This window comes from Arthrobacter sp. 2762, from assembly GCF_040548745.1.
GTDB lineage: Bacteria > Actinomycetota > Actinomycetes > Actinomycetales > Micrococcaceae > Arthrobacter.
The window spans coordinates 19,061-39,041 of record NZ_JBEPSI010000005.1 but is presented as its reverse complement, the minus strand read 5'-3'; the positions used below and the strand labels follow the sequence as shown (position 1 = coordinate 39,041).

Annotated in this window: 16 protein-coding genes and 2 pseudogenes; 11 read left to right on the top strand and 7 right to left on the bottom strand. The window is 61.2% G+C overall.

The features are described from left to right. The first annotated feature begins 96 nt into the window (after positions 1-96). From ABIE18_RS10670 to ABIE18_RS10660, 3 genes and pseudogenes are all read left to right on the top strand, one after another. A complete protein-coding gene (locus ABIE18_RS10670; protein ID WP_499722697.1) occupies positions 97-1,602 on the top strand; it encodes an NAD-dependent succinate-semialdehyde dehydrogenase in 1,506 nt (501 codons plus the stop codon). A 2-nt stretch (positions 1,603-1,604) separates the two neighbouring features. After that, a pseudogene (locus tag ABIE18_RS10665) lies at positions 1,605-1,906 on the top strand (aldehyde dehydrogenase family protein); the annotation flags it as partial. Positions 1,907-2,091: 185 nt separating this feature from the next. Beyond that, positions 2,092-2,226, top strand: a pseudogene (locus tag ABIE18_RS10660) (SDR family oxidoreductase); the annotation flags it as partial. Between the two features lie 232 nt (positions 2,227-2,458). Here ABIE18_RS10660 and ABIE18_RS10655 read toward each other — a convergent pair. The 4 genes from ABIE18_RS10655 to ABIE18_RS10640 form a co-directional block, all read right to left on the bottom strand. Beyond that, entirely contained in the window at positions 2,459-3,271 is an 813-nt protein-coding gene (locus ABIE18_RS10655; protein WP_499722696.1) for a MoaF C-terminal domain-containing protein, read from the bottom strand. 34 nt (positions 3,272-3,305) lie between these two features. Then, on the bottom strand, positions 3,306-4,073 hold the full coding sequence (locus tag ABIE18_RS10650; RefSeq protein WP_499722694.1) for an SDR family NAD(P)-dependent oxidoreductase: 768 nt from the start codon (positions 4,071-4,073) through the stop codon (positions 3,306-3,308). Positions 4,074-4,139: 66 nt separating this feature from the next. Continuing rightward, entirely contained in the window at positions 4,140-5,678 is a 1,539-nt protein-coding gene (locus ABIE18_RS10645; RefSeq protein ID WP_499722692.1) for an APC family permease, read from the bottom strand. Between the two features lie 133 nt (positions 5,679-5,811). After that, positions 5,812-6,828 (bottom strand): phosphotransferase enzyme family protein, encoded by a 1,017-nt coding sequence (locus tag ABIE18_RS10640; protein ID WP_499722691.1) that lies wholly within the window; start codon positions 6,826-6,828, stop codon positions 5,812-5,814. A 164-nt stretch (positions 6,829-6,992) separates the two neighbouring features. On the opposite strand from ABIE18_RS10640, the gene ABIE18_RS10635 reads away from it, so the two are divergent. The 3 genes from ABIE18_RS10635 (at position 6,993) to ABIE18_RS10625 (ending at position 10,220) form a co-directional block, all read left to right on the top strand. Continuing rightward, on the top strand, positions 6,993-7,604 hold the full coding sequence (locus ABIE18_RS10635) for a TetR/AcrR family transcriptional regulator (RefSeq protein WP_499722689.1): 612 nt from the start codon (positions 6,993-6,995) through the stop codon (positions 7,602-7,604). 77 nt (positions 7,605-7,681) lie between these two features. Continuing rightward, positions 7,682-8,998, top strand: a complete 1,317-nt coding sequence (locus tag ABIE18_RS10630) for an aspartate aminotransferase family protein (protein WP_499722688.1) — start codon at positions 7,682-7,684, stop codon at positions 8,996-8,998. Positions 8,999-9,257: 259 nt separating this feature from the next. After that, positions 9,258-10,220 carry a low temperature requirement protein A gene (locus ABIE18_RS10625; RefSeq protein WP_499722687.1) on the top strand — a complete coding sequence of 321 codons (963 nt, stop codon included), beginning with the start codon at positions 9,258-9,260 and terminating at the stop codon, positions 10,218-10,220. Between the two features lie 149 nt (positions 10,221-10,369). On the opposite strand, the gene ABIE18_RS10620 is transcribed toward ABIE18_RS10625, so the two are convergent. From ABIE18_RS10620 to ABIE18_RS10610, 3 genes are all read right to left on the bottom strand, one after another. Then, on the bottom strand, positions 10,370-11,269 hold the full coding sequence (locus ABIE18_RS10620; RefSeq protein ID WP_499722686.1) for an RNA polymerase sigma-70 factor: 900 nt from the start codon (positions 11,267-11,269) through the stop codon (positions 10,370-10,372). Between the two features lie 5 nt (positions 11,270-11,274). Further along, positions 11,275-11,856 carry a carboxymuconolactone decarboxylase family protein gene (locus tag ABIE18_RS10615; protein WP_499722684.1) on the bottom strand — a complete coding sequence of 194 codons (582 nt, stop codon included), beginning with the start codon at positions 11,854-11,856 and terminating at the stop codon, positions 11,275-11,277. 75 nt (positions 11,857-11,931) lie between these two features. Next, entirely contained in the window at positions 11,932-13,104 is a 1,173-nt protein-coding gene (locus tag ABIE18_RS10610; RefSeq protein WP_499723065.1) for an acyl-CoA dehydrogenase family protein, read from the bottom strand. Between the two features lie 157 nt (positions 13,105-13,261). Here ABIE18_RS10610 and ABIE18_RS10605 point away from each other — a divergent pair, with 157 nt between their 5' ends. The 5 genes from ABIE18_RS10605 to mmsB all read left to right on the top strand — a co-directional run bounded on the left by ABIE18_RS10605 (position 13,262) and on the right by mmsB (position 19,974). After that, positions 13,262-14,179: a LysR family transcriptional regulator gene (locus ABIE18_RS10605; RefSeq protein WP_499722683.1), complete on the top strand. Its 918-nt coding sequence runs from the start codon at positions 13,262-13,264 to the stop codon at positions 14,177-14,179. A 245-nt stretch (positions 14,180-14,424) separates the two neighbouring features. Continuing rightward, positions 14,425-15,927: a CoA-acylating methylmalonate-semialdehyde dehydrogenase gene (locus ABIE18_RS10600; RefSeq protein ID WP_499722681.1), complete on the top strand. Its 1,503-nt coding sequence runs from the start codon at positions 14,425-14,427 to the stop codon at positions 15,925-15,927. 2 nt (positions 15,928-15,929) lie between these two features. After that, positions 15,930-16,991, top strand: a complete 1,062-nt coding sequence (locus tag ABIE18_RS10595) for an enoyl-CoA hydratase/isomerase family protein (RefSeq protein ID WP_499722680.1) — start codon at positions 15,930-15,932, stop codon at positions 16,989-16,991. Positions 16,992-17,016: 25 nt separating this feature from the next. After that, positions 17,017-18,936 (top strand): acetate--CoA ligase, encoded by a 1,920-nt coding sequence (locus ABIE18_RS10590; protein ID WP_499723063.1) that lies wholly within the window; start codon positions 17,017-17,019, stop codon positions 18,934-18,936. Between the two features lie 87 nt (positions 18,937-19,023). Further along, positions 19,024-19,974: a 3-hydroxyisobutyrate dehydrogenase gene (mmsB, locus tag ABIE18_RS10585; RefSeq protein ID WP_499722679.1), complete on the top strand. Its 951-nt coding sequence runs from the start codon at positions 19,024-19,026 to the stop codon at positions 19,972-19,974. Positions 19,975-19,981 lie beyond the last annotated feature (7 nt).

Below are 19,981 nucleotides of genomic sequence, written 5' to 3'. Positions count from 1 at the left end.
GATCCCTGTCAGCCACCAACCCCGATGGTTGAGCCTGACGCTACCTCTTCCAACAGGCTCAACCATCGGCCCCAATCATTCCCGAGGAAACCACCCATGACTGCTTCGCCCGCCCTCTCCCCCACAGTTTCACCAGGCCGGGAAACGTCCCTGCTTGCGTCGGTGCCTACCGGCTTGTTGATCAACGGCCAGTGGCGGGACGCGTCCGACGGCGGGACGTTCGATGTGCACGACCCCGCCACTGGTGAGGTGCTCGCTACCCTCGCCTCCGCTACCAGCGCCGACGCGATCGCCGCGTTGGACGCCGCCGACGCCGCCCAAGCATCCTGGGCACGAACCGCGCCCAGGACCCGGGCCGAGATCCTCCGCCGCGCCTTCGACCTCGTGACCGAACGGGCCGAGGACTTCGCCCTGCTGATGACCCTGGAAATGGGCAAGCCACTGGCCGAGGCACGCGGCGAGGTGACCTACGGGGCAGAGTTCCTGCGCTGGTTCGCCGAAGAAACGGTCCGGGACTACGGGCGCTACCTGACTACGCCAGAGGGCAAGAACAAGATCCTCGTCCAGCACAAACCCGTCGGACCCTGCCTGCTGATCACCCCATGGAACTTCCCCTTGGCCATGGCCACCCGCAAAGTTGCTCCCGCAGTCGCCGCAGGGTGCACCATGGTCCTCAAACCCGCCAAACTCACCCCGCTCACAGCACAGCTTTTTGCCCAGACCATGCTCGACGCCGGCCTGCCCGCCGGAGTCTTGAACGTCGTCGCCTCCTCTTCAGCCTCCGGGATCTCCGGACCACTCCTGAAGGATTCACGGCTGCGGAAGATCTCCTTCACCGGCTCCACCCCCGTCGGCAAGCGGCTCATCGCCGACGCCGCGCAGAACGTCCTGCGCACCTCCATGGAACTCGGCGGAAACGCACCCTTCATCGTGTTCGACGACGCCGACCTCGACGCCGCCGTCGAAGGCGCCATGGCCGCCAAAATGCGCAACATGGGCGAGGCCTGCACTGCCGCGAACCGGTTCCTCGTTCAGGAATCGGTTGCCCAGGAATTCACCCGCAAATTCGCCGCCGCCATGGGCGCCCTGACCACCGGCCGCGGCACCGAAGCCAACACGCAGGTTGGTCCGCTGATCGACGCCGGCGCCCGAGACGACGTCCACGCCCTGGTGAGTGCCGCCGTCGACGCCGGAGCCGTAGCCATCACCGGTGGTGCACCCGTGGACGGTCCCGGATACTTCTACCAGCCCACCGTCTTGGCAAACGTCCCCAACAACGCAGCGATCCTGGGCCAGGAAATCTTCGGCCCCGTCGCCCCCGTCACCACCTTCGACACCGAAGAAGACGCCATCCGGTTAGCCAACGCCTCCGAGTACGGGCTCGCATCCTACCTCTACAGCCGCGACTTCAACCGGCTCCTCCGGGTTGCGGAGCAGATCGAATTCGGCATGGTCGGCTTCAACGCCGGCGTCATCTCCAACGCTGCAGCACCCTTCGGAGGGGTCAAACAATCCGGCCTCGGACGGGAAGGCGGCTCCGAAGGCATCAACGAGTACACCACCACCCAATACATCGGCATCGCCGACCCCTACGCACCGTAAAAAAGGCGCAGTACAACGTGGTCGACGAAGTCGTGGAGGCAGCAAAAGCATCCGGTGCCCGCGTACTGATCTGCGGCAACCCTGATCGTGAACAGCCTGGCTTCTTCTTCTACCCCACCACTCTGGGCGCTGACATCGGTCCTCGGACCTTTCCGACGCACGCGAGGTTGCGGCCGAGCTGGAAGCCGGGACCGTCTGGATCAACAGGCACGGGGCGGTGGAACCACGCATCCCCTTCGGCGGAGCTAAGGGGGGTACCGGCCTAGCCGCCGCTGCTGCCGCCGCCCAACTGGCCTGGTCCTGAACGCCGGCATCGTCCGGCCTGGCAAGGCAGGGAAACTGGAGCACAAAGCCTGGGAAGTCATGATTCAAACAACCTGACCGGTCCGTTCCTCCTGGCCAAAGCAGCCTTGCCGCACCTCACAGAGGCGTCCGGGTCCATGGTGGGGGTAGCGTCCGCGGCGGCAGGGAGGGCAATCGGAGGCATCCCTGGATATAACAACGGCATTTGTCCCTGGTCGACGCCCTGCCGAGGCAAAGGAAGTGGGCAATGTCGTCGCTTGGCTCCTCTCCCCTCACGCGTCCTATATAAACGCGGCCGTCATCCCGGTCGACGGTGGAATGGCAGCCGTCGATCCTGGATCGCTGAGCCTGGACCCCCGGGTCCGCATCGGCATCAGAGATGTTCGATCGCTATAGCTCCACCCGATTCCTCCCGGTTTGATGTTTGATATGGAATTAAACGCTTTTGCGCTGGATCACAGCAGACGAACTTGAAGATGACCGCTGGGTGGACCAGTGCCGGTGTTTTTGAGGCGGAGGCGGCCTGCCCGCCTCCGCCGAAAGCCGAGACGCCTTAGTGAGTGGTGACGTTGACTACTTCCGTGATGGCACCCACGGGGAAGTTTGTGTAGCTGGAGAAGTCGAAGCCGTTGTACCCAAAGATCTTGCCGTCTGTTTTTAGTCGGTTCATATCGATGAGAATGACCCCGAGGGTGGGGACGATCTTTTCACGCCAGACGAACAGATACAGAGCCTCAGCGATTTTGATGTAGTGGCAGCGGTCGGTGTCACCCAGACCGGCTTCTGAGCCCTTGATGCAGTGCCACGTGTAGAAGTTGTTGTTCAGGTAAACGTGTTCATACACTTCTTCGGGGCTGTAGTGGTAACGGTTCCTTAGCCCGATCAGTTCGCCGGTGGGGGCGTGCGTGGTTCCGCCTTGCGTCCCGCCCACTGAGCCGTGAAGAATGGCTGCTTCAACTCCGGTTAGTTCCGTGCCTTGGCGTGCCCTGTCGTAGGCACTGATGGAAGTGGCTTGCTCGTCAGGGAGTGCTCCCTCTATCAGGGTCACTTGCCCGCTGTTGTTGTCCAGTACGAGGCTCACTGACTTTTTGACCGAGTCGCCCACGAGGAAATCGTCGCCCATGAGGAAATCAACGAAGTAGATGCCTTCCCTGACGGAGGTGACGCGTGCGTCCTGCTCGCGGCCGTCCCAGACCAGTGTCTGGCTGTTCAAGATCCGGCACTCGTGAGTGCGTCCGCCGGGGAAATGGAGCGTGAAGTCCTGGCCGTTCAGGCCCTCGTTCACTTCGAGAATGTTGTTGTTAACGGCGAAACCTTCACCCAGGGCGCCGACGGAAATAAACTCGGGCGTAGTTGTGGTGTTCAAAATGAAATCCTTTCGTGGTGGTTGCGGTAGTCGTTCAGGCAGGAAAAGACGACCGTGCATGGTAGCCGTAGTCAGCCATGAGGGAGACACCGTTGACAGGGCGGGAGAGAGGGGATGCAAGACTGAGCACAAGCCAGGCAACATCCGAAGGCTTACTGATGGGGTATCCGGCGTCCTCAAATGAGTCAATGCCGAGGCCTTCGCGGGCCATTGGCGTATCCACGATTGACGGGCAGACGCTGTTGACGCGGATGCCGTCATTGTAGAGTTCCGTCGACAAAGCCCGGGTCAGCTGGACGATTGCGCCCTTGGATGCGTTGTAAGCCAACATGCCTGGCACGGCGACGAAGCCGGAGTCACTGCCGATGAGCGTATATGTCGCACCTGTCCCCTCGCGAAGATGGGGCAACGCTGTCTTGATGGCCAGGAACGGGCCCAGCACATTGGTCCGTTGGACCTCCATGAACTCCTCGGCCGGAACCTGATCCACAGGGCTGCCGAGGGATCCTGAGATGCCGGCGCTGCTGACAAGGTGATCCAAGCCGCCTAGTTGTGACACCAGGTCACTGGTGGCGGACTGTACAGCTGACTCGTCGGACATGTCACAGACGCCTCCGACGACGGTTACGTGGGGATGTCTTGCACGTAGGTCGTCCACCGCCGTCGAGAGCCGTTGGGACGATCTGCCGACAATGCCTACGTTGGCCCCTTCGCCGGCGAAGGCATCGGCCACTGCGAGCCCGATACCCGACGTTCCGCCGGTGACCAGGACCCGCCGGCCCGCTAGTCCGAGGTCTACCATGAATTCTCCTTGTGCTGTCGGTTTGTTGAGCGCTTGGTGGCCCGTTTGCGCTGGGCAGCCGAGACCCTAGTGCGTCTGGTGGGTAGGATCCAGGTCTTCGCTGGTCCGTGAGCCGGGTCCAGATGTGCTGGTGGCATCGGCGAGGTCGCGATGCGCTTTGTCGTAGTGCTCCATGTCGCTGAGCAGCTCGTGGTAAATCTCAGGCCTGCGGGACTTGAGCCACTGCGCAGTTGCGAGTCCGGTGAGAACCGCAACAACGAGCAGCCACGGCAGCGCGCCGATGATGGGATTGTCGGAACCGGCCAGCGTGGTGAAGTTTAGAATCGCCAGCAGCACGATCAGGGCAAGCCCGAGTGCTCCAAGGCTCGGGGCTACCAGGGTTTTCCAGAGCCTTGGGTCCCTGCTGCGGCGGAAGTGGACGACAACGGCCACGGCGGCCAGCATTTGAAGGGTCAGGATTCCCAAGGTGCCGAACCCCGTCATTGAGGCGGTCAGGGCGGTAATGGGGTCCAAACCAGCCACGTAGTAGATTCCCGCAATCAGCGTGCCGAAAAGTAGCTGCGCGGCACTGGCGTTCTGGGGGGATCCGTTGGAGCTTCGTGTGCGGCTGAGGGCTCTCGGCAGAATTCCGACGCGGCCATAGGCGTAGATGTAGCGGGCGGCCGAGTTGTGGAGTGCCAGCAGCGCAGCGAAGAGTGAGACCAGAAGCAGGACCATCATGACCTTGGTGAGGGTGTCGCCGAGGTATTGATTGGAGAGCATGAAGACCAGGTCACCTGTGGGCAGGTGCTGGATGGCGGTGTCCTGTGCCTGGGCGACACCCAGGGCGCTGACGATGGCCCACGTCGTGAATGCAGCGAAAGCGCCAATGAACAAGATGGCGATATACGTCGCTTTCGGGATCGTGCGGTGAGGGTCTCGGGCTTCCTCGCTGAACAAGCCCGTTGCTTCGAAGCCGACAAAGCAATTGGCTGCGAAGAGCAAGGCCAGTCCCAGTGATCCCGAGAACACTGCCTGGGGCATTAGCGCTTCAAATGAGAACCCGTGCGTGAACAGAACGTTGAAGTCCAGGATCAGGAGGATGGACACCTCCAGGACCAGGCAGACGCCCAACACTTTTGCGCTGAAATCGATGCCTCGGCGTGTCAGCAAGAAGATCAGCACCACGGTGATGAGGCTCCAGACGAACCACGGCAGGTCCAGTCCTGTCAGTTCTTTGATGACTGTGGCGGTGAAGAAGCCGGACGTGCCGATGGCTCCAGCCACAAAGCAGTTATAGCCGAGCAGGGCGATGTTGCCTGCCACAAGGCCCATGCGACGGCCGAGGCCTTTGACGACGAAAGCGTAAAACCCTCCGGCACTGACGAGCTTCTTGGCCATTTGTGCGTAGCCGACAGCGAAGAGCAGCAAAATCAGGGTTGCGATCATAAACGTACCGGGCATACCCCCTCCGTTGCCCAGGGCAATGCCTAGTGTTGCGATAACGATGATGCCGGTCAACGGGGCTACCGCTGCCAGAACCAGAAAAACGATGCCTCCTACGCCCAAGGCATTGGAAGAGAGCTCGGTGCCGGCAGCGCCTTGCTCAGGGAATTGAGGTTTCACGGGGTTTACTCCTGGGGGATGTACGAGCGAAGGTCGTGCTTTTTGGTACAACTGGGTACCCGCCGGTGAGCCGGAAAGCTGCACGGGCGTGGGGAGACAGGCCGCCTGACCCGAGATTTCCGGGGAAGGATGGTTAGGAGGCTGCGGACGTATAGCTTTTGGAGATGTAGTTTCGGGCGAGTCCAAGGACCATCGGAACAATGCGTTCGACGATGAATTCTGCAGCTTCGTCACCTCTGCGCGTGGATGCCCAGCCCAAATAGGTCAAGCCCCGCGAGAGCAGCATGGAGTCCCAGGATTGGAGGAACCCATCCGGCAAGGCTCGGGCCGAGGCGTAGCCCTCAAGCAGAGCTCCGCGGTAGTTCTCGTAAAGGGGGTGCGGCTGGAAGAAGAACATGATTGTTGCCAGATCGAAGAGGTGCCAACCCTCGCCGAAGTCATCGAAATCGATCAAAACCATCTGGCCGTCGTGTCCGACCAGAACGTTTTCGGGAGTCAGATCTGCGTGGATCACCCCGTACACATCGACAGACTTTGGAAGGGCCGCCAGGTCTTGCCGCAGCTTCTCCACCCCGGATTCCAGGAGTGATGCGCCCTCGGGACCCAGGCTCTGAAGCGCCAACGGGTTACCCCACTGGGCCGAGTCACCTACCAGCCCGTCGGCATCCCAGGCCTGGCGCCGGAACGCTTCGACACGGCCGATTGTGGAAGTGCATGTGTGCAGTTCAGCGGTCAGGACGCCCAACTGGCGGAATACTGCCGGATCAAGCGGGCTTTCCCCCGCCATCGCTTCAGTGATGTCGCCCAAGGGCACTCCACCCTCCACCCAACGCAAGACGTCCAGCTGGAAAACGGTGCCGTCCTCAGCTGTGACGACGCATACAAAGTCACCTTTGAGGGTCGCAACCGGCTGGGACACGCTTAGCCCGTGCTCAGCCAGGGCATGCAAATAGGCAAGCTCGGTGTTGATCTCCGCATCAGTCCTGTACCCGGCCCGATGCAGGCGGATGGCATAGCTGTCCCCGGAGTCAGATGTGAGCCGGAAAACGTAGTTCTCCCGGTACTTGACCAATTCAATGGGGGCGGTTGGATCAAAACCATACTGCTCCAGCGCTCCCCTGACTGTTCGGATTGCTGCTTCTGTCGTCATGCTGATTTCCTGCTTCCTGAGCCCGGTTGTGAGCGGGGTCATATCTAAAGCTAAATCCTGCACACGCAGTTTGGCAACAGTACAGCGTGTTTAGTTTTTGTGTGACATGTGTCATTATTGAATAAGCAAGACAACGGATGGCCTTGGGAAGGTTGGATAACCGCATGGACCTGAAAACGGACAAGCAACTGTCGCTGCGTGAGCGCAACCGGCTTCGGACGCGATCAGACATTCTCGACGCTGCGGCAGAGATGTTGGGCGAGGGTGGTTACTCCGGGCTCGCCCTCGAAGAAGTCAGCCAGCGGGCTGGACTCTCCCGGGGGACTGTGTACGCGCATTTTCCCGGCGGCCGGGATGATGTAGTCCGGGAGGTATACCTGCGGGTCGCAGACGCCGTGCACGCCCGAGGCCTGGAGCTTCGCGACGAAGCAAGCGACACAGCAGGCCGCATATCAGCTTTGGCAAGGGCCTACGTGGAAATGACCAGTAGTCCTTCAGGACGCTTCTACGGCCTTATGGGGCCGGATGTCACACCTGTTCTTTCCGGTGTGCGGCGGACATCCGAGTCGTTCGAGGCGCTGATCAAACTCGACCTTTCCACGGCCCTCGCTGCAGGTCAATTGCACCAAGGTTCCGACAGTGATGCCTTGGCCACTGCCCTGTCAGGAGCCATTCGAGCCTCGGGCGCCCGGGCCGCCGTGACACCCGGAACCGCCGAGCAACAGATAGCCGCCGTAAAACTGCTCGTCGAAGGCCTCCTCACAAAACCGGCATAGAACCAGTCATCCCCACTCAACCTTCAACGCGAACAGAACGCGGCCGGCTTAGGTCGGCAGGCGCCAGAAAGACAGCCATGACTACGGAAACTAAGACTGAGTCCCACGTGCAGCAGCCAGGCAAGGACCTGCTGGCCCGCCGATACGCCACACTTGGCCCGCACTCCCCCCTTTTTTACGAGAAGCCGCTGGAACTGGTCTCCGGCTCTGGCGTTTGGCTGACCGACGCGCAAGGCAAGATCTACCTTGACGGTTACAACAACGTTCCACACGTGGGCCATGCGAACCCCGCCGTGGCTGACGCGATCCACCAACAGCTGCTTACCATCAACCTGCACACCCGCTACCTGAACAACCGTGTAGTGGAATACGCAGAAGCCCTGCTCGGCACCTTCGACGGCGCTCTGGAACGGCTGTTCCTGACCAACAGCGGATCGGAGGCCAACGAGCTCGCCCTGCGGATCGCGCGACAACACACCGGGAACACCGGCGTGCTGGTTTCAGATTTCAGCTACCACGGAAACACCACCAGTCTGGCCGAGCTGACAACGGGATTGACGGTGCGCGAACCGCTCGGTTCCCATGTCCGACCCCTCCGGATTCCCGACACTCACGGCGTTGCCGAGGCCGACGTGCCCGCATTGCTTAAGCAGTCCTTGTCTGACGTTGACGCCGCCATCGCATCACTTCAAGCCACGGGGCACGGCGTCTCTGCATTCCTTTTTGACCCCCTCTTCTCCACCGAGGGGCTTCTGCAGCCGCCCGCCGGCTACATCGAGGGCGTCGCCGCCCGCGTCCGTGCCGCAGGAGGCCTCATCATCTCCGACGAGGTGCAATCGGGCTTCGGCCGCACCGGAACCGGCATGTGGGGCTACCAAATGTTCGGCATGGAACCCGAACTCGTAACGATGGGCAAACCGATGGGCAATGGACATCCTATCGGCGCCGTAGTCACCACGGCTGAACTGCTCGACGAATTCGGCCAGAACAACATGTTCTTCAACACCTTTGCAGGAAGCCCTGTCTCTTCCGCCGCCGGACTGGCCGTGCTGCGCTTCATGGAACAGGAAGACCTGATGGCCAAAGCCGGCCACTTGGGTGAGTACATTCGTGCCCGCCTCGAAAACATCGCTCAAGGCAGCGTCAACGTTGGCTCCGTAAGGGGGCGCGGCCTGTTCTTCGGAATAGACATCATAGAAAGTGACGGCAGCCGCACTCCTGCCCCAGGCCTGACGAAAATCCTCATCGAGGACATGCGTGAACGCGGCGTGCTCATCAGTCGTGTGGGACCCCATGACAACGTCCTGAAAATGCGTCCGCCACTTGTATTCGGTAAGGAGCACGCCGACATACTGCTCGAACGGCTCCAACTGTCACTCGGCAGCTTGTCCTAACTATCTCGCCAGCTCTCCCTTCAGCCCCGGCTTGCTGACGATCTGGTGATGACCTTCCTTGATGACTCGTTGACTCCCATTGAACGTACCTCTTTACTTAAGGTCGTCCCATCGGACGGTGACAGTGCCCCGAGCATGTAGGTATTGCGTTGTGAACGAAGCGGAACCGTAGTGCACAAGGAAGGGGCATGATGGCAACCAGCGCTGAATCGCCGTTACACAACCAACTGATGGAGACCTTTATCATCGGTTTCGTCCCATGCCCGGGCACGACCCCCTAGAGCGCGGTCGAGGCTCAATCCCGCTGGAACTCTTCTACGACCTGATCTACGTCATAGCCTTTGGGTTCGCCGCGGGAGAACTGGCCCATTATGTCGCTGAAGGCTCTGGATGGTCAGCAGTGGGTGCATATATCTTTGCCATCTGGGCGGTGAGCTGGGCATGGCTGAACTTTAACTGGTTTGCATCCGCTTACAGCAATGATGATGCGCTATTCCGCATTGCCACTTTCGTCCAAATGATCGGCGTCCTGATCCTGACCTTCGGGTTGCCCGTCAGCTTCTCGGCGGCGGCCGATGGGGAGAGCCCCAACAACATGCTTATGGTGATCGGCTATGTCATCATGAGGGTCCCACTCATGGCCTTGTGGCTCCGAGCCGCTCGACAGGACCCCGCACGACGGCATACTGCTACTGCATACAGCGTCGCCATCGGAGTTGCCCAGATTGGATGGCTGCTCACCACGATCGTGCCCCTTCCTGCCGGGACAACCATCACAGCGTTGATTATTTTGGCGGCAGCAGAAATGGTGGCACCTGTGTTGATCGAACGGAAATTCGGCCTCGCCCCCTGGAATGCAGGGCACATCGCGGAGCGATTCGCTCTTCTTACTATCATTACGCTCGGCGAGGTCGTAGCGGCTACCACAATGGCGGTCGCAGCTCTCACTCAGGTGCAAGGGTGGACGTTATCCGCTGTGGTCATTGCGGCGTCGGGCATTATTCTTGCGTCGGCACTATGGTGGGCGTACTTTCTCATCCCGTCACGGACGATCCTTGAAGAATGGCCCGAACGCACGTTTGCCTGCCGGTACGCTCATCTGCTCCTCTTTGGCGCGATCTCAGCCGTCGGCGCCGGACTACACATTGCTGCCTTGGCCGTAGAAGACGGTCACCTGTCACGGTGCCGTCGCCGGCTCCGAGGCCCACATCAATCCGGATAACCCCTCCGACGTACTCGCGTTAGTCACTGTTATCGGGCTGGTTGCACTGTCCGCAGTGATCGAAGTTGTCGGACATGAAATGGTCGGCAGCAAACACACAATCCGCGCTGTGAAGGCAAAAGCAGCTTGAACAATTTGGGTCTGAACGGCTAACGCGCCAACAGGGTCGCCTCCTCCAGGTGCCTGAGCTTGTCCGGGTTTCGCATGGCGAAGATCCGTGCGATCCTGCCCTCCTCCACCACGAGGCTGATGAGTGACGGACCGCCTGCTTCGTCGTCGATCCGGATGCCGAGTCCGCCGTTGAGCCATAGCAGAGCGATTTTCGGGTTGAGCGCTGCCTGCGGGAAGGACCGCAGCAGATTTGTCACCTTCTTCGCGCCGTACACCGGCACCCGAACCGCCTGGGCGACGCCGCCGCCGTCAGCGATGAGTACGACGTCGGGGGCCAGCACGTCCATCAAGGCCTGCACGTCCCCGGTAGTGACCGCCGCAAGGAACCGTTCGACGACTTCCTGCTGCTCGGTGCGGTCCACGCGCATGCGGGGCCGCCGGGCGGCCACATGAGAGCGCGCTCGGCTGACGAGCTGGCGCACGGCTGCCGCTGACTTGCCCACTGCCTCGGCAATCTCCTCGTAGGGCACGTCGAAAACCTCGCGCAAGACGAAGGCTGCCCGCTCCACAGGGGTGAGCGATTCGAGAACCGTGAGCATGGCGATCGAGACGCTTTCGGCCAGTTCCACGTCCTCGGCTACATCCGGCACGGTGAGCAGGGGCTCGGGCAGCCATTCCCCGACGTAATCCTCCCGCCGTCGTGACAGCGTGCGGAGGCGGTTGAGCGCCTGCCGGGTGACGGTGCGAACGAGGTAGGCCCGCGGGTCGCGGACGCCCGTGCGGACGTCGCCGCCCAGTCCGGCCCACCGGAGCCAGGCCTCCTGCACTACGTCCTCCGCATCCGCGGCGGAGCCGAGTATCTCGTACGCGACAGTGAAGAACAGGCTGCGGTGGGCAACGAACGGATCCTGCCTGTCAGTGGCGCGGAGGTTGCTCATGCCGCTCAGGCTACTCCGTGGCCGCTGCGTGCTGCGAGCGGCTTCAGCTCACAGGACTCCGCGAAACCCTCGGATTCGATGCCGAGGGCTACGTTGCTGCGGGTCGTGAGGTTGGCGAAGCCGATAACGCTGGTCAGTTCGATCAGCGCTGGCGCGCCCAATTGCCCGAGCAACCGGGCCGACAGTTCGTCGGTCACCGAGACGGGCGTGGCACTCATGGCCTCGGCATACTCCAGGACGTCCCGCTCCAGCGGCGTGAAGACGTCGGACTCACGCCAGCACGGGATCTGCCGAGCCTTCTCCAGGTCCAGGCCGTGGTTGTGCGCCATGAAGTAGTTGTAGTCCAGGCACCAGGTGCAGCCGATGAACGAGGCCACGGCCATGTGAGCGTAGGACTTCAGCGACTCATCGCAGCTGTTCCACCTCTGCAGCTTCTGTCCGAAGCCCATGGATGCCTTGAGAACGGGCTGGTTGTGCCACATGACGCCCAGCGATTCCGGGACTTTGCCGAACATCTTCGCGCTGAACTTCTTAATGAGTGCGCCGTAGAAACCGGTGATCTCTGCGGCCGGGATCCTGCTGGTCATGACTCCTCCTACGGGTCGGTTCTGGGTCTTACGTCATGAAGACACCGCCCGGGCCCGATCTGTGACACGTCGAGTTCAGACGAAGGCGGATTTGCCGGTGACGGCACGTCCGACAATCAGGGAATTGATCTCGTATGTCCCCTCGTAGGTGTAGAGGATCTCCGCATCCCCCAGCAGTTTGCCCATTTCGTAGTCGCTGCTCACCCCATTTCCGCCAAGCAGGGACCGGCCCATTGCCACCGAAGCCCTTGCCATCCGGGTGGTGGTTGCCTTGCTCATGGCGGCCTGGGCCATCTCCAGCTTTCCCTCAGTCTGGATCCTCGCGAGGTGTGCCATTAATCCAAGGGATGCTGTGGCATTTCCAAGGATCTCGGACAACTGCTGCTGTACCAGTTGGAACTTTGCGAGTTCCCGCCCGAACTGCTTTCGCTCCAAGGAATAAGCGCGGGCGATATCAAATGCTGCGAGTTGAATACCAGCGGCCTGCCAGCCAACCCAAGCCCGGGAATCCCGCAACAGGTCGTTTGCCTTGGAGAAGTCGGTGGCTCCCGGCAGGAGATTTGCTTCGGGAATCCGGACGGAGCGGAGTTCAATGTGCGCGTTTTGCATGATCCGCAGACCGATCTTGTTGCAGATCTTCGTGGCTGAGTATCCGGGACGATCCGTCTCAACAATGAAGCCCTTGATCTGCCCATCCGCGACATCCCTCGCCCACACCAGAGCGAAATCGGCAATAGTACCCGAGCCTATCCAGCGTTTTTCGCCATCGATGACCCACTCCCCGTCGTCGAAGCGGGCCGTAGTCTCAAGTCCGCCGGCAATATCCGAGCCATGGTCCGGCTCGGTGAGGGCAAAGGCACCGAGTTGACGGAATGAGGTCAGGCCAGGGAGCCAACGGTCTTTTTGGTCCTGCGACCCCAAGGCTTCCATCATGCCCACGATGAGTTCATTATGGATGCCAACCAGAGCTGACAGTGAGACGTCCGCTCGTGCGACCTCAACATATACGAGCCCCTTAAACAGGGCTGACGTTCCGTCGGTTTGCAAACCTCCAAGACCGTAAGTTCCGAGCATGGCCAGTAGCTCGAACGGGAACTCCTCCCTGTTCCAGTAGTCAACGGAAGCTTCCCGGACGTGTTCCTGAAGGAAGTTACGGATGTCCAACAGCCGGGAACGCTCCGTGGGCGAGAGCAGATCCCAGACATACATCAGGTCTGCGTCAGGAAAAGGCGGCTCTATCGCAGGCATTGCGGGGTCGGGCCGGTTGCGAACACTTTCTTCCAGTTTCACGAGCATGTGTCCCTTCATCCTTGACAGGAGTAGCTTGGCTGGGCTTACTGACAGCAGAAACGCACCAGGGACTACATACTAGGACTTCCCAGTAGATACTAGGAAGTCCTAGTAGATGCCTGAATTGGCAGACATAGTGTGCGTTGATGCACAGGAGGCGAATGTGGAATTTAAGGGACTTCCAAGCGCAGACGATCTTCTCGTCCTGCTCACTGTTGCCCGGTTGGGCAGATTCAACGCAGTCGCTGAAGCGCTGGACACCACACACACCACCATTTCGCGGCGGATCCTCGCCTTGGATAAGCGCCTGGGCGGCCGCACCCTGGAACGCACGCCCTATGGATGGGAGCTAACCGAGTTGGGACGAAAGGCGGTCGCTGCGGCGGAGGGCGTTGAGCGAAGCTTAGGAGGCCTCACGGCCAGCTTGGAGCGCACGTCCGAATCCCTTTCGGGCTTGGTGAGAATCAGCACCCCCGACGTGTTCGGACCCATGTTTGTGACGCCCGCACTCGTACGGCTTCAGCGCAGAAACCCTTTGCTGCGGGTCGAAATGCTCAACGCCACACGCAAACTCAGCCGGAACAGGTCGGGCGTGGATCTGGAGATTGTTGCAGGCGCCGTGGAGGCGGGGAGAACGGAAACAATCTTCCTGGCCGACTACGTCCTCCGCCTTTACGCCAGCCCAAATTACCTGAAGGAGCGCGGGACGCCCCAAACGCTTCCGGAACTCCAAAGCCATAGCTTCGTCTCCTACGTGGAATCCGTTCTTCAAGTTGTTGAAATAGGCCACCGGTCGCAAACCCTGACAGAGAGTCCGGCAAACTTTCAGGCAACAAGCCTCTTTGCCCAGCTGGAGGCGGTTCGACATAACGGCGGAATCGGCCTCCTGCCCTCCTTCATGGTCTATGGACTACCCGGCTTTGTCCCCGTACTGCCGCATGGTTTTGAACGGCGGCTCAGTTTCTGGGCCGCGGCCAGACCAGAATCACTTCGCTCCCCTGCCGTGCAGGCCGTCATCAAGGCCGTTCTGTAGGAAGTCCGCAGCCGCCAAGACGAGCTGATGGCTTAAAGGTCGGAACAAGAGCCGACCCATCGCTGATGCCATGTGCACGTATGCACATGGCATCTGCTTTAACTGCGCTTGTTCGCACCGTTGAGGCGGTGGGACGCTGAATCAACGGCCCAGCAGAGAGCTGGAATCCCCCAGACCTTCGACCAGATGATGGATCACCCAGCCACGGAACCGAGGCCAGTGATCCAGAAGCAAAGGAGCATTTCATGGTCAACGTACTCACGCACTACATCGGCGGAACACGCACGGAGGGCACGTCCAAGCGCTTCAGCGACGTCTTTGACCCCTGCACCGGACAGGTGCAGGCACGTGTACCGCTTGCCACTCCCGCAGAGGTAAGCGAGTCTGTAGCCAATGCCGAAAAAGGACACGCGGAATGGTCAGCGATGAACCCGCAGCGCCGCGGCCGAATCTTGTTGAAGTTTGTGGCACTCGTCAATGAACATCTGGACGAGCTCGCGGAAATGCTCTCATCCGAGCACGGCAAGACCTTTGCCGATGCGAAGGGGGACATCCAGCGTGGCCTTGAGGTCGTGGAATTCTCAGCCGGAGCGGCCGCGCAGTTGTTGAAGGGTGAGTTCTCCGACAGCGTCGGGACGGGAATCGACGTCCACTCCCTCCGCAAGCCGCTCGGCGTCGTCGCGGGCATCAGCCCCTTCAATTTTCCTGCCATGATCCCGCTGTGGCAGGCCGGCCCCGCATTGGCTGCCGGCAATGCCTTCGTCCTCAAGCCCTCCGAACGCGATCCCTCCGTCCCCCTGCGTTTGGCGGAGCTGCTCACCGAAGCCGGGTTGCCTGACGGTGTGTTCAACGTGATCAACGGCGACAAGGAAGCCGTTGACGCCCTCCTTGAGGACCCGCGCGTCAAAGCAATTGGCTTCGTTGGCTCCACGCCGATCGCTCAGTACATCTACGCGACGGCCGCCGCACAGGGCAAGCGTGCCCAGTGCTTCGGCGGAGCCAAGAACCACATGGTGATCCTTCCGGACGCCGATCTGGATATGACCGCTGACGCCTTGATCGGTGCGGCTTACGGCTCCGCGGGCGAACGCTGCATGGCGATATCAGTTGCTGTGCCGGTGGGCGAAAAGACGGCCGACGCGCTGGTTGCCAAGCTCAAGGAGCGCATCAACAAACTCACCGTCGGCCACAGCATGAATAAGGCCAGCGACTTCGGTCCGGTCATTGCTGCATCAGCGAAGGAACGCATCGAGTCCTACATTGCCGCCGGCCAGGATTCAGGAGCCACCCTGGTGGTGGACGGGCGTGAACCAACCGTAGAGGGCTATGAGGGCGGATTCTGGGTAGGCCCCACCCTGTTCGACCACGTGACGCCCGAAATGAGCATCTACAAGGAGGAGATCTTTGGCCCCGTGCTGAGCGTCGTCCGCGCCGAGGACTACGACGAAGCACTGCGCCTGTGCAACGAGCACGAATTCGGCAACGGCGTGGCAATCTTTACGCGCGACGGCGACGCGGCCCGCGACTTTTCCAGCCGAGTCGAGGTCGGCATGGTCGGCATCAACGTTCCGCTCCCGGTTCCCATTGCGTACTACACGTTCGGCGGCTGGAAGGCATCCGGCTTCGGCGACCTTAACCAGCACGGACCGGATGCGTTCCGCTTCTACACAAAAACCAAGACCGTCACCAGCCGCTGGCCGTCGGGGATCCGCGGGGGCGCCAGCTTCGTCATGCCTGCCGGAAGCTGACCATGCCCACCGACCAAGTCCTCTTCGAACGTCGAGGCCAGCTCGGCGTCATCTTGCTCAACCGGCCCCGGAACATCAACGCGCTAACCCCACAGATGGTGGAAGCAATGCTCGCCAAGCTTGGCGAGTGGGCCGAAGACGATGCGGTTACGACGGTCCTGGTGCGGGGCGCCGGCGAGCGCGGCCTCTGTGCCGGCGGCGACATCGTGGCGATCTACCAGGACATGGTCGACGACGGCGGCAGAGCCACCGCGCAGTTCTGGGCCAGGGAGTACCGTCTCAACTCGCTCATCAGCCGCTATCCCAAACCCTGCATGGCGTTTATGGACGGTCTGGTACTCGGAGGCGGCGTGGGCGTATCCGCCCACGGCTCACACCGAATCATCACGGAGCCCACACGGATGGGCATGCCGGAGACGACGATCGGGTTCGTTCCCGACGTCGGCGGTACCTTCTTGCTCGCGGCAGCACCTGGTGAGTCCGGGACTCATGCGGCCCTGACGGGCGCCCACCTCGACGGGGCCGACGCCCTGCATCTGGGCCTCGCGGACCACTTCGTTCGCAGCGACAGCCTGGACGCACTTGCGACGGCGTTGGAAGAGGAAGCGGCGGACGAAGCCATTGCGAAGTTCGTCGTTGAACCGCAGACCTCGAGCCTCGCGGCAGACCGGACGTGGATTGACCAGGCCTACGCGGCCGACGACGTCGAGGAAATCGTGCGTCGTCTACGGTCCACACCTGTACCGGAGGCAGCCCAAGCAGCGGACTCCATCGAGGCGAAGTCACCCACGGCGCTCAAAGTCACCCTTGAGGCACTACGACTTGCGCGGGCGCGTGACCTGACTCTTGAAGAAGCACTGGACATGGAATACCGCATCGGTCTCCGGCTTCTTGCCGGCCATGACTTCCGTGAGGGCATTCGCGCACAGGTCATCGATAAGGACCGTAGCCCCCGCTGGAACCCAGCCACCGCGGCCGAGGTGACCACCAGCATGGTTGCGGATTGCTTCGCCTCCCTCGGCGGGCGTGAGCTCGGGCTCGCCGAGGGCGTGGCAATCGGTTGACAACTCCGAAGCCACCAACTATCCAATTTTCAACTTTTTCAGGAGTGTGACGCATTCCATGTCTGCATACGCTGACGCCTACGCACGCAGTATGGCCGACCCGCAATCGTTCTGGCTCGAAGCCGCCGACGCGATCGACTGGCTTGAAAAGCCCCACCGCGCGCTCGACACCGCCGAGGCGCCGATCTTCACCTGGTTCCCGGATGGGGTACTCAACACCTGTTACAACGCGCTGGACCGGCACGTCGTCCAAGGGAAAGGTGACCGCCTGGCCCTCGTCTGGGAATCGGCCATGGCACATCGGACGGAGCGGTATACGTACACCGAACTCCTGGATCGAGTCAGCCGGTTCGCGGGTGCTCTTCGTGACCTTGGCGTCGGCCGCGGAGATCGCGTGCTGATCTATATGCCCATGGTTCCCGAAGCTGCCATCGCGATGCTGGCATGTGCTCGGCTCGGTGCGGTTCATTCGGTGGTCTTTGGCGGATTCGCCGCCCCGGAACTTGCCGCGCGAATCGACGACGCCGAGCCCAAAGTCATCGTGGCTGCATCCTGTGGTCTGGAGCCAGGCCGCGTTGTGGAATACACACCGATCATCCGGGCGGCGTTGGAAAAGACCCGCCATCGTCCCGATTCCACCATCATCCTTCAGCGTGAACAGGCAGTGTCGGAACTGGGAGAAGCCGAGTTCGATTGGGATGACGTTATTTCCGCTGCCGAACCCGCCGACTGCGAACCGGTCATGTCGACCGATCCCCTCTACATCCTTTACACCTCTGGAACCACCGGAAAACCCAAAGGCGTTGTCCGTGACAACGGCGGCCACGCTGTCGCCCTGGCCTGGTCCCTGCCCAACGTCTACAACGTTCACCCAGGAGAAACCATGTGGGCGGCCTCAGACGTGGGATGGCAGGTGGGCCACACTTACACGGTGTACGGGCCACTCATTGGCGGTGCCACTACGGTCATGTTCGAGGGAAAGCCGGTTGGAACTCCCGACGCCGGTGCGTTCTGGCGCATCATCGAGAAGTACAACGTCAAAGTGCTGCTCACCGCGCCCACGGCCATGCGGGCGATCAAACGGGTTGATCCCGAGGCGACGTGCTTGGACGGGCTGGACATCAGCAGCCTGGAGACCCTGTTCCTGGCAGGCGAAAGGCTTGATCCGGACACCTACGCATGGGCTGGCAACCTCCTCGGCGTTCCGGTGGTTGATCACTGGTGGCAAACGGAAACCGGATGGCCCGCTTGCGCGAACCTTCGAGGGCTGGAACCGATGCCCCTCAAGCCGGGCTCGCCCTCGGTTCCTGTTCCCGGGTTCGACATTCGGGTGCTCACCTCGGACGGCAAGCCGGTGGAGGCCGGCACCGAAGGGATGCTTTGTATCAAATTGCCGCAACCCCCAGGCATGCTGAGCACGCTTTGGCAGGACAAGGAACGCTATCGCAAGGCATACCTGAGCACGTTCGACGGGTATTACCTCACTGGCGACAGCGGCCTGATCGACGAGGACGGATACGTGTTCGTCATGGGCCGCACGGATGACGTCATCAACGTAGCCGGACACCGTTTGTCCACGGGAGTCTTGGAAGCGGTGCTGGCTGCCCATCCGGCGGTCGCGGAATGCGCGGTCATCGGGGTGCCGGACGAATTGAAAGGGCAAGTGGCTCGGGGCTTCGTGGTCTTGAAATCCGGGGCCAGCATCGCCGAGGACACCTTGCGGGAACAGATCATCGCCTCTGTCCGCGCAGAAGTCGGGCCGGTGGCCGCATTTCGGGAGCTCTACGTTGTGGACGGCCTCCCCAAGACGCGCTCCGGGAAGATCCTGCGTCGCAGTATGCGGGCTATCGCCGAAGGGCGAGATGAAGCGCTGCCCGCGACCATCGAAAATCCCGAAATCTTCACTTCACTGAGCCCGATACTTCACGGTAAACGCGCCAATTAATACTGGATCGAGCCCGCGGGCTCGTCTTCGAGGGCTCCGCCCCGAAACGCGACCACAAAAAAACTCATCGAAACGCGAGGACAACTTGTGACACCACGAATCGCTTTTATCGGACTGGGCCACATGGGTGGTCCAATGGCAGCCAACCTGGCAAAGGACGGATATGAGGTAACCGGGTTTGACCTGGCAGCCTCGTCCCTTGATCAGGCCCGAGACAACGGAATCAGGATTGCGGAATCTGCGGTAGCGGCCGTTGAGAGAGCCGACGTGGTCATCACGATGCTTCCAGCAGGCCGCCATGTTCTGGAACTGTACTCAGGAACAGCTGATTCTGTTGGGCTGTTGTCGGCAGCCTCCCGAGGGACCCTCTTCATTGACTGCTCCACCATTGCCGTCGCAGATGCGCTGTCCGCGCACGAATTGGCGGCTTCGGCGGGCCAAAGGTCTTTGGAAGCTCCGGTCTCCGGCGGGGTTGCCGGCGCCGCTGCGGGCACCTTGACGTTCATGGTTGGAGGCCTTGACGCTGACTTTGCCCACGCCGGCCCGCTCCTGGACACCATGGGCAAACGAAAGGTGTTTTGCGGCGGTCCTGGCGCGGGCCAGGCATCCAAAATTTGCAACAACATGATTCTGGGCATCACCATGATCGCGGTAAGCGAAGCCTTTGTCTTGGGAGAGCAGCTTGGGGTCAGCAACGATGCACTGTTCGATGTGACGTCAAATGCGTCCGGCCAATGCTGGGCGCTGACCTCCAACTGCCCCGTACCGGGTCCCGTGCCTGGCAGCCCGGCGAATCACGACTTCCGTCCTGGTTTCGCGAGTGCCCTCATGGCCAAAGACTTGGGCTTGGCAGCCGATGCCTTGGCTTTCGCCGGCCTGCAGGACGTTGGGCTGGGAGGAAGGGCGACGGACATGTATCGCGCGTTTTCCGACGACGGCGGTGCAGAACAGGATTTTTCTGCCATCATCAACGCCATTCGGGCCAAGACGGCGGATTCAAACTTCGAGAAGCGTCCACCGAGCTTCCTTCACCAGTAGCGTGCAG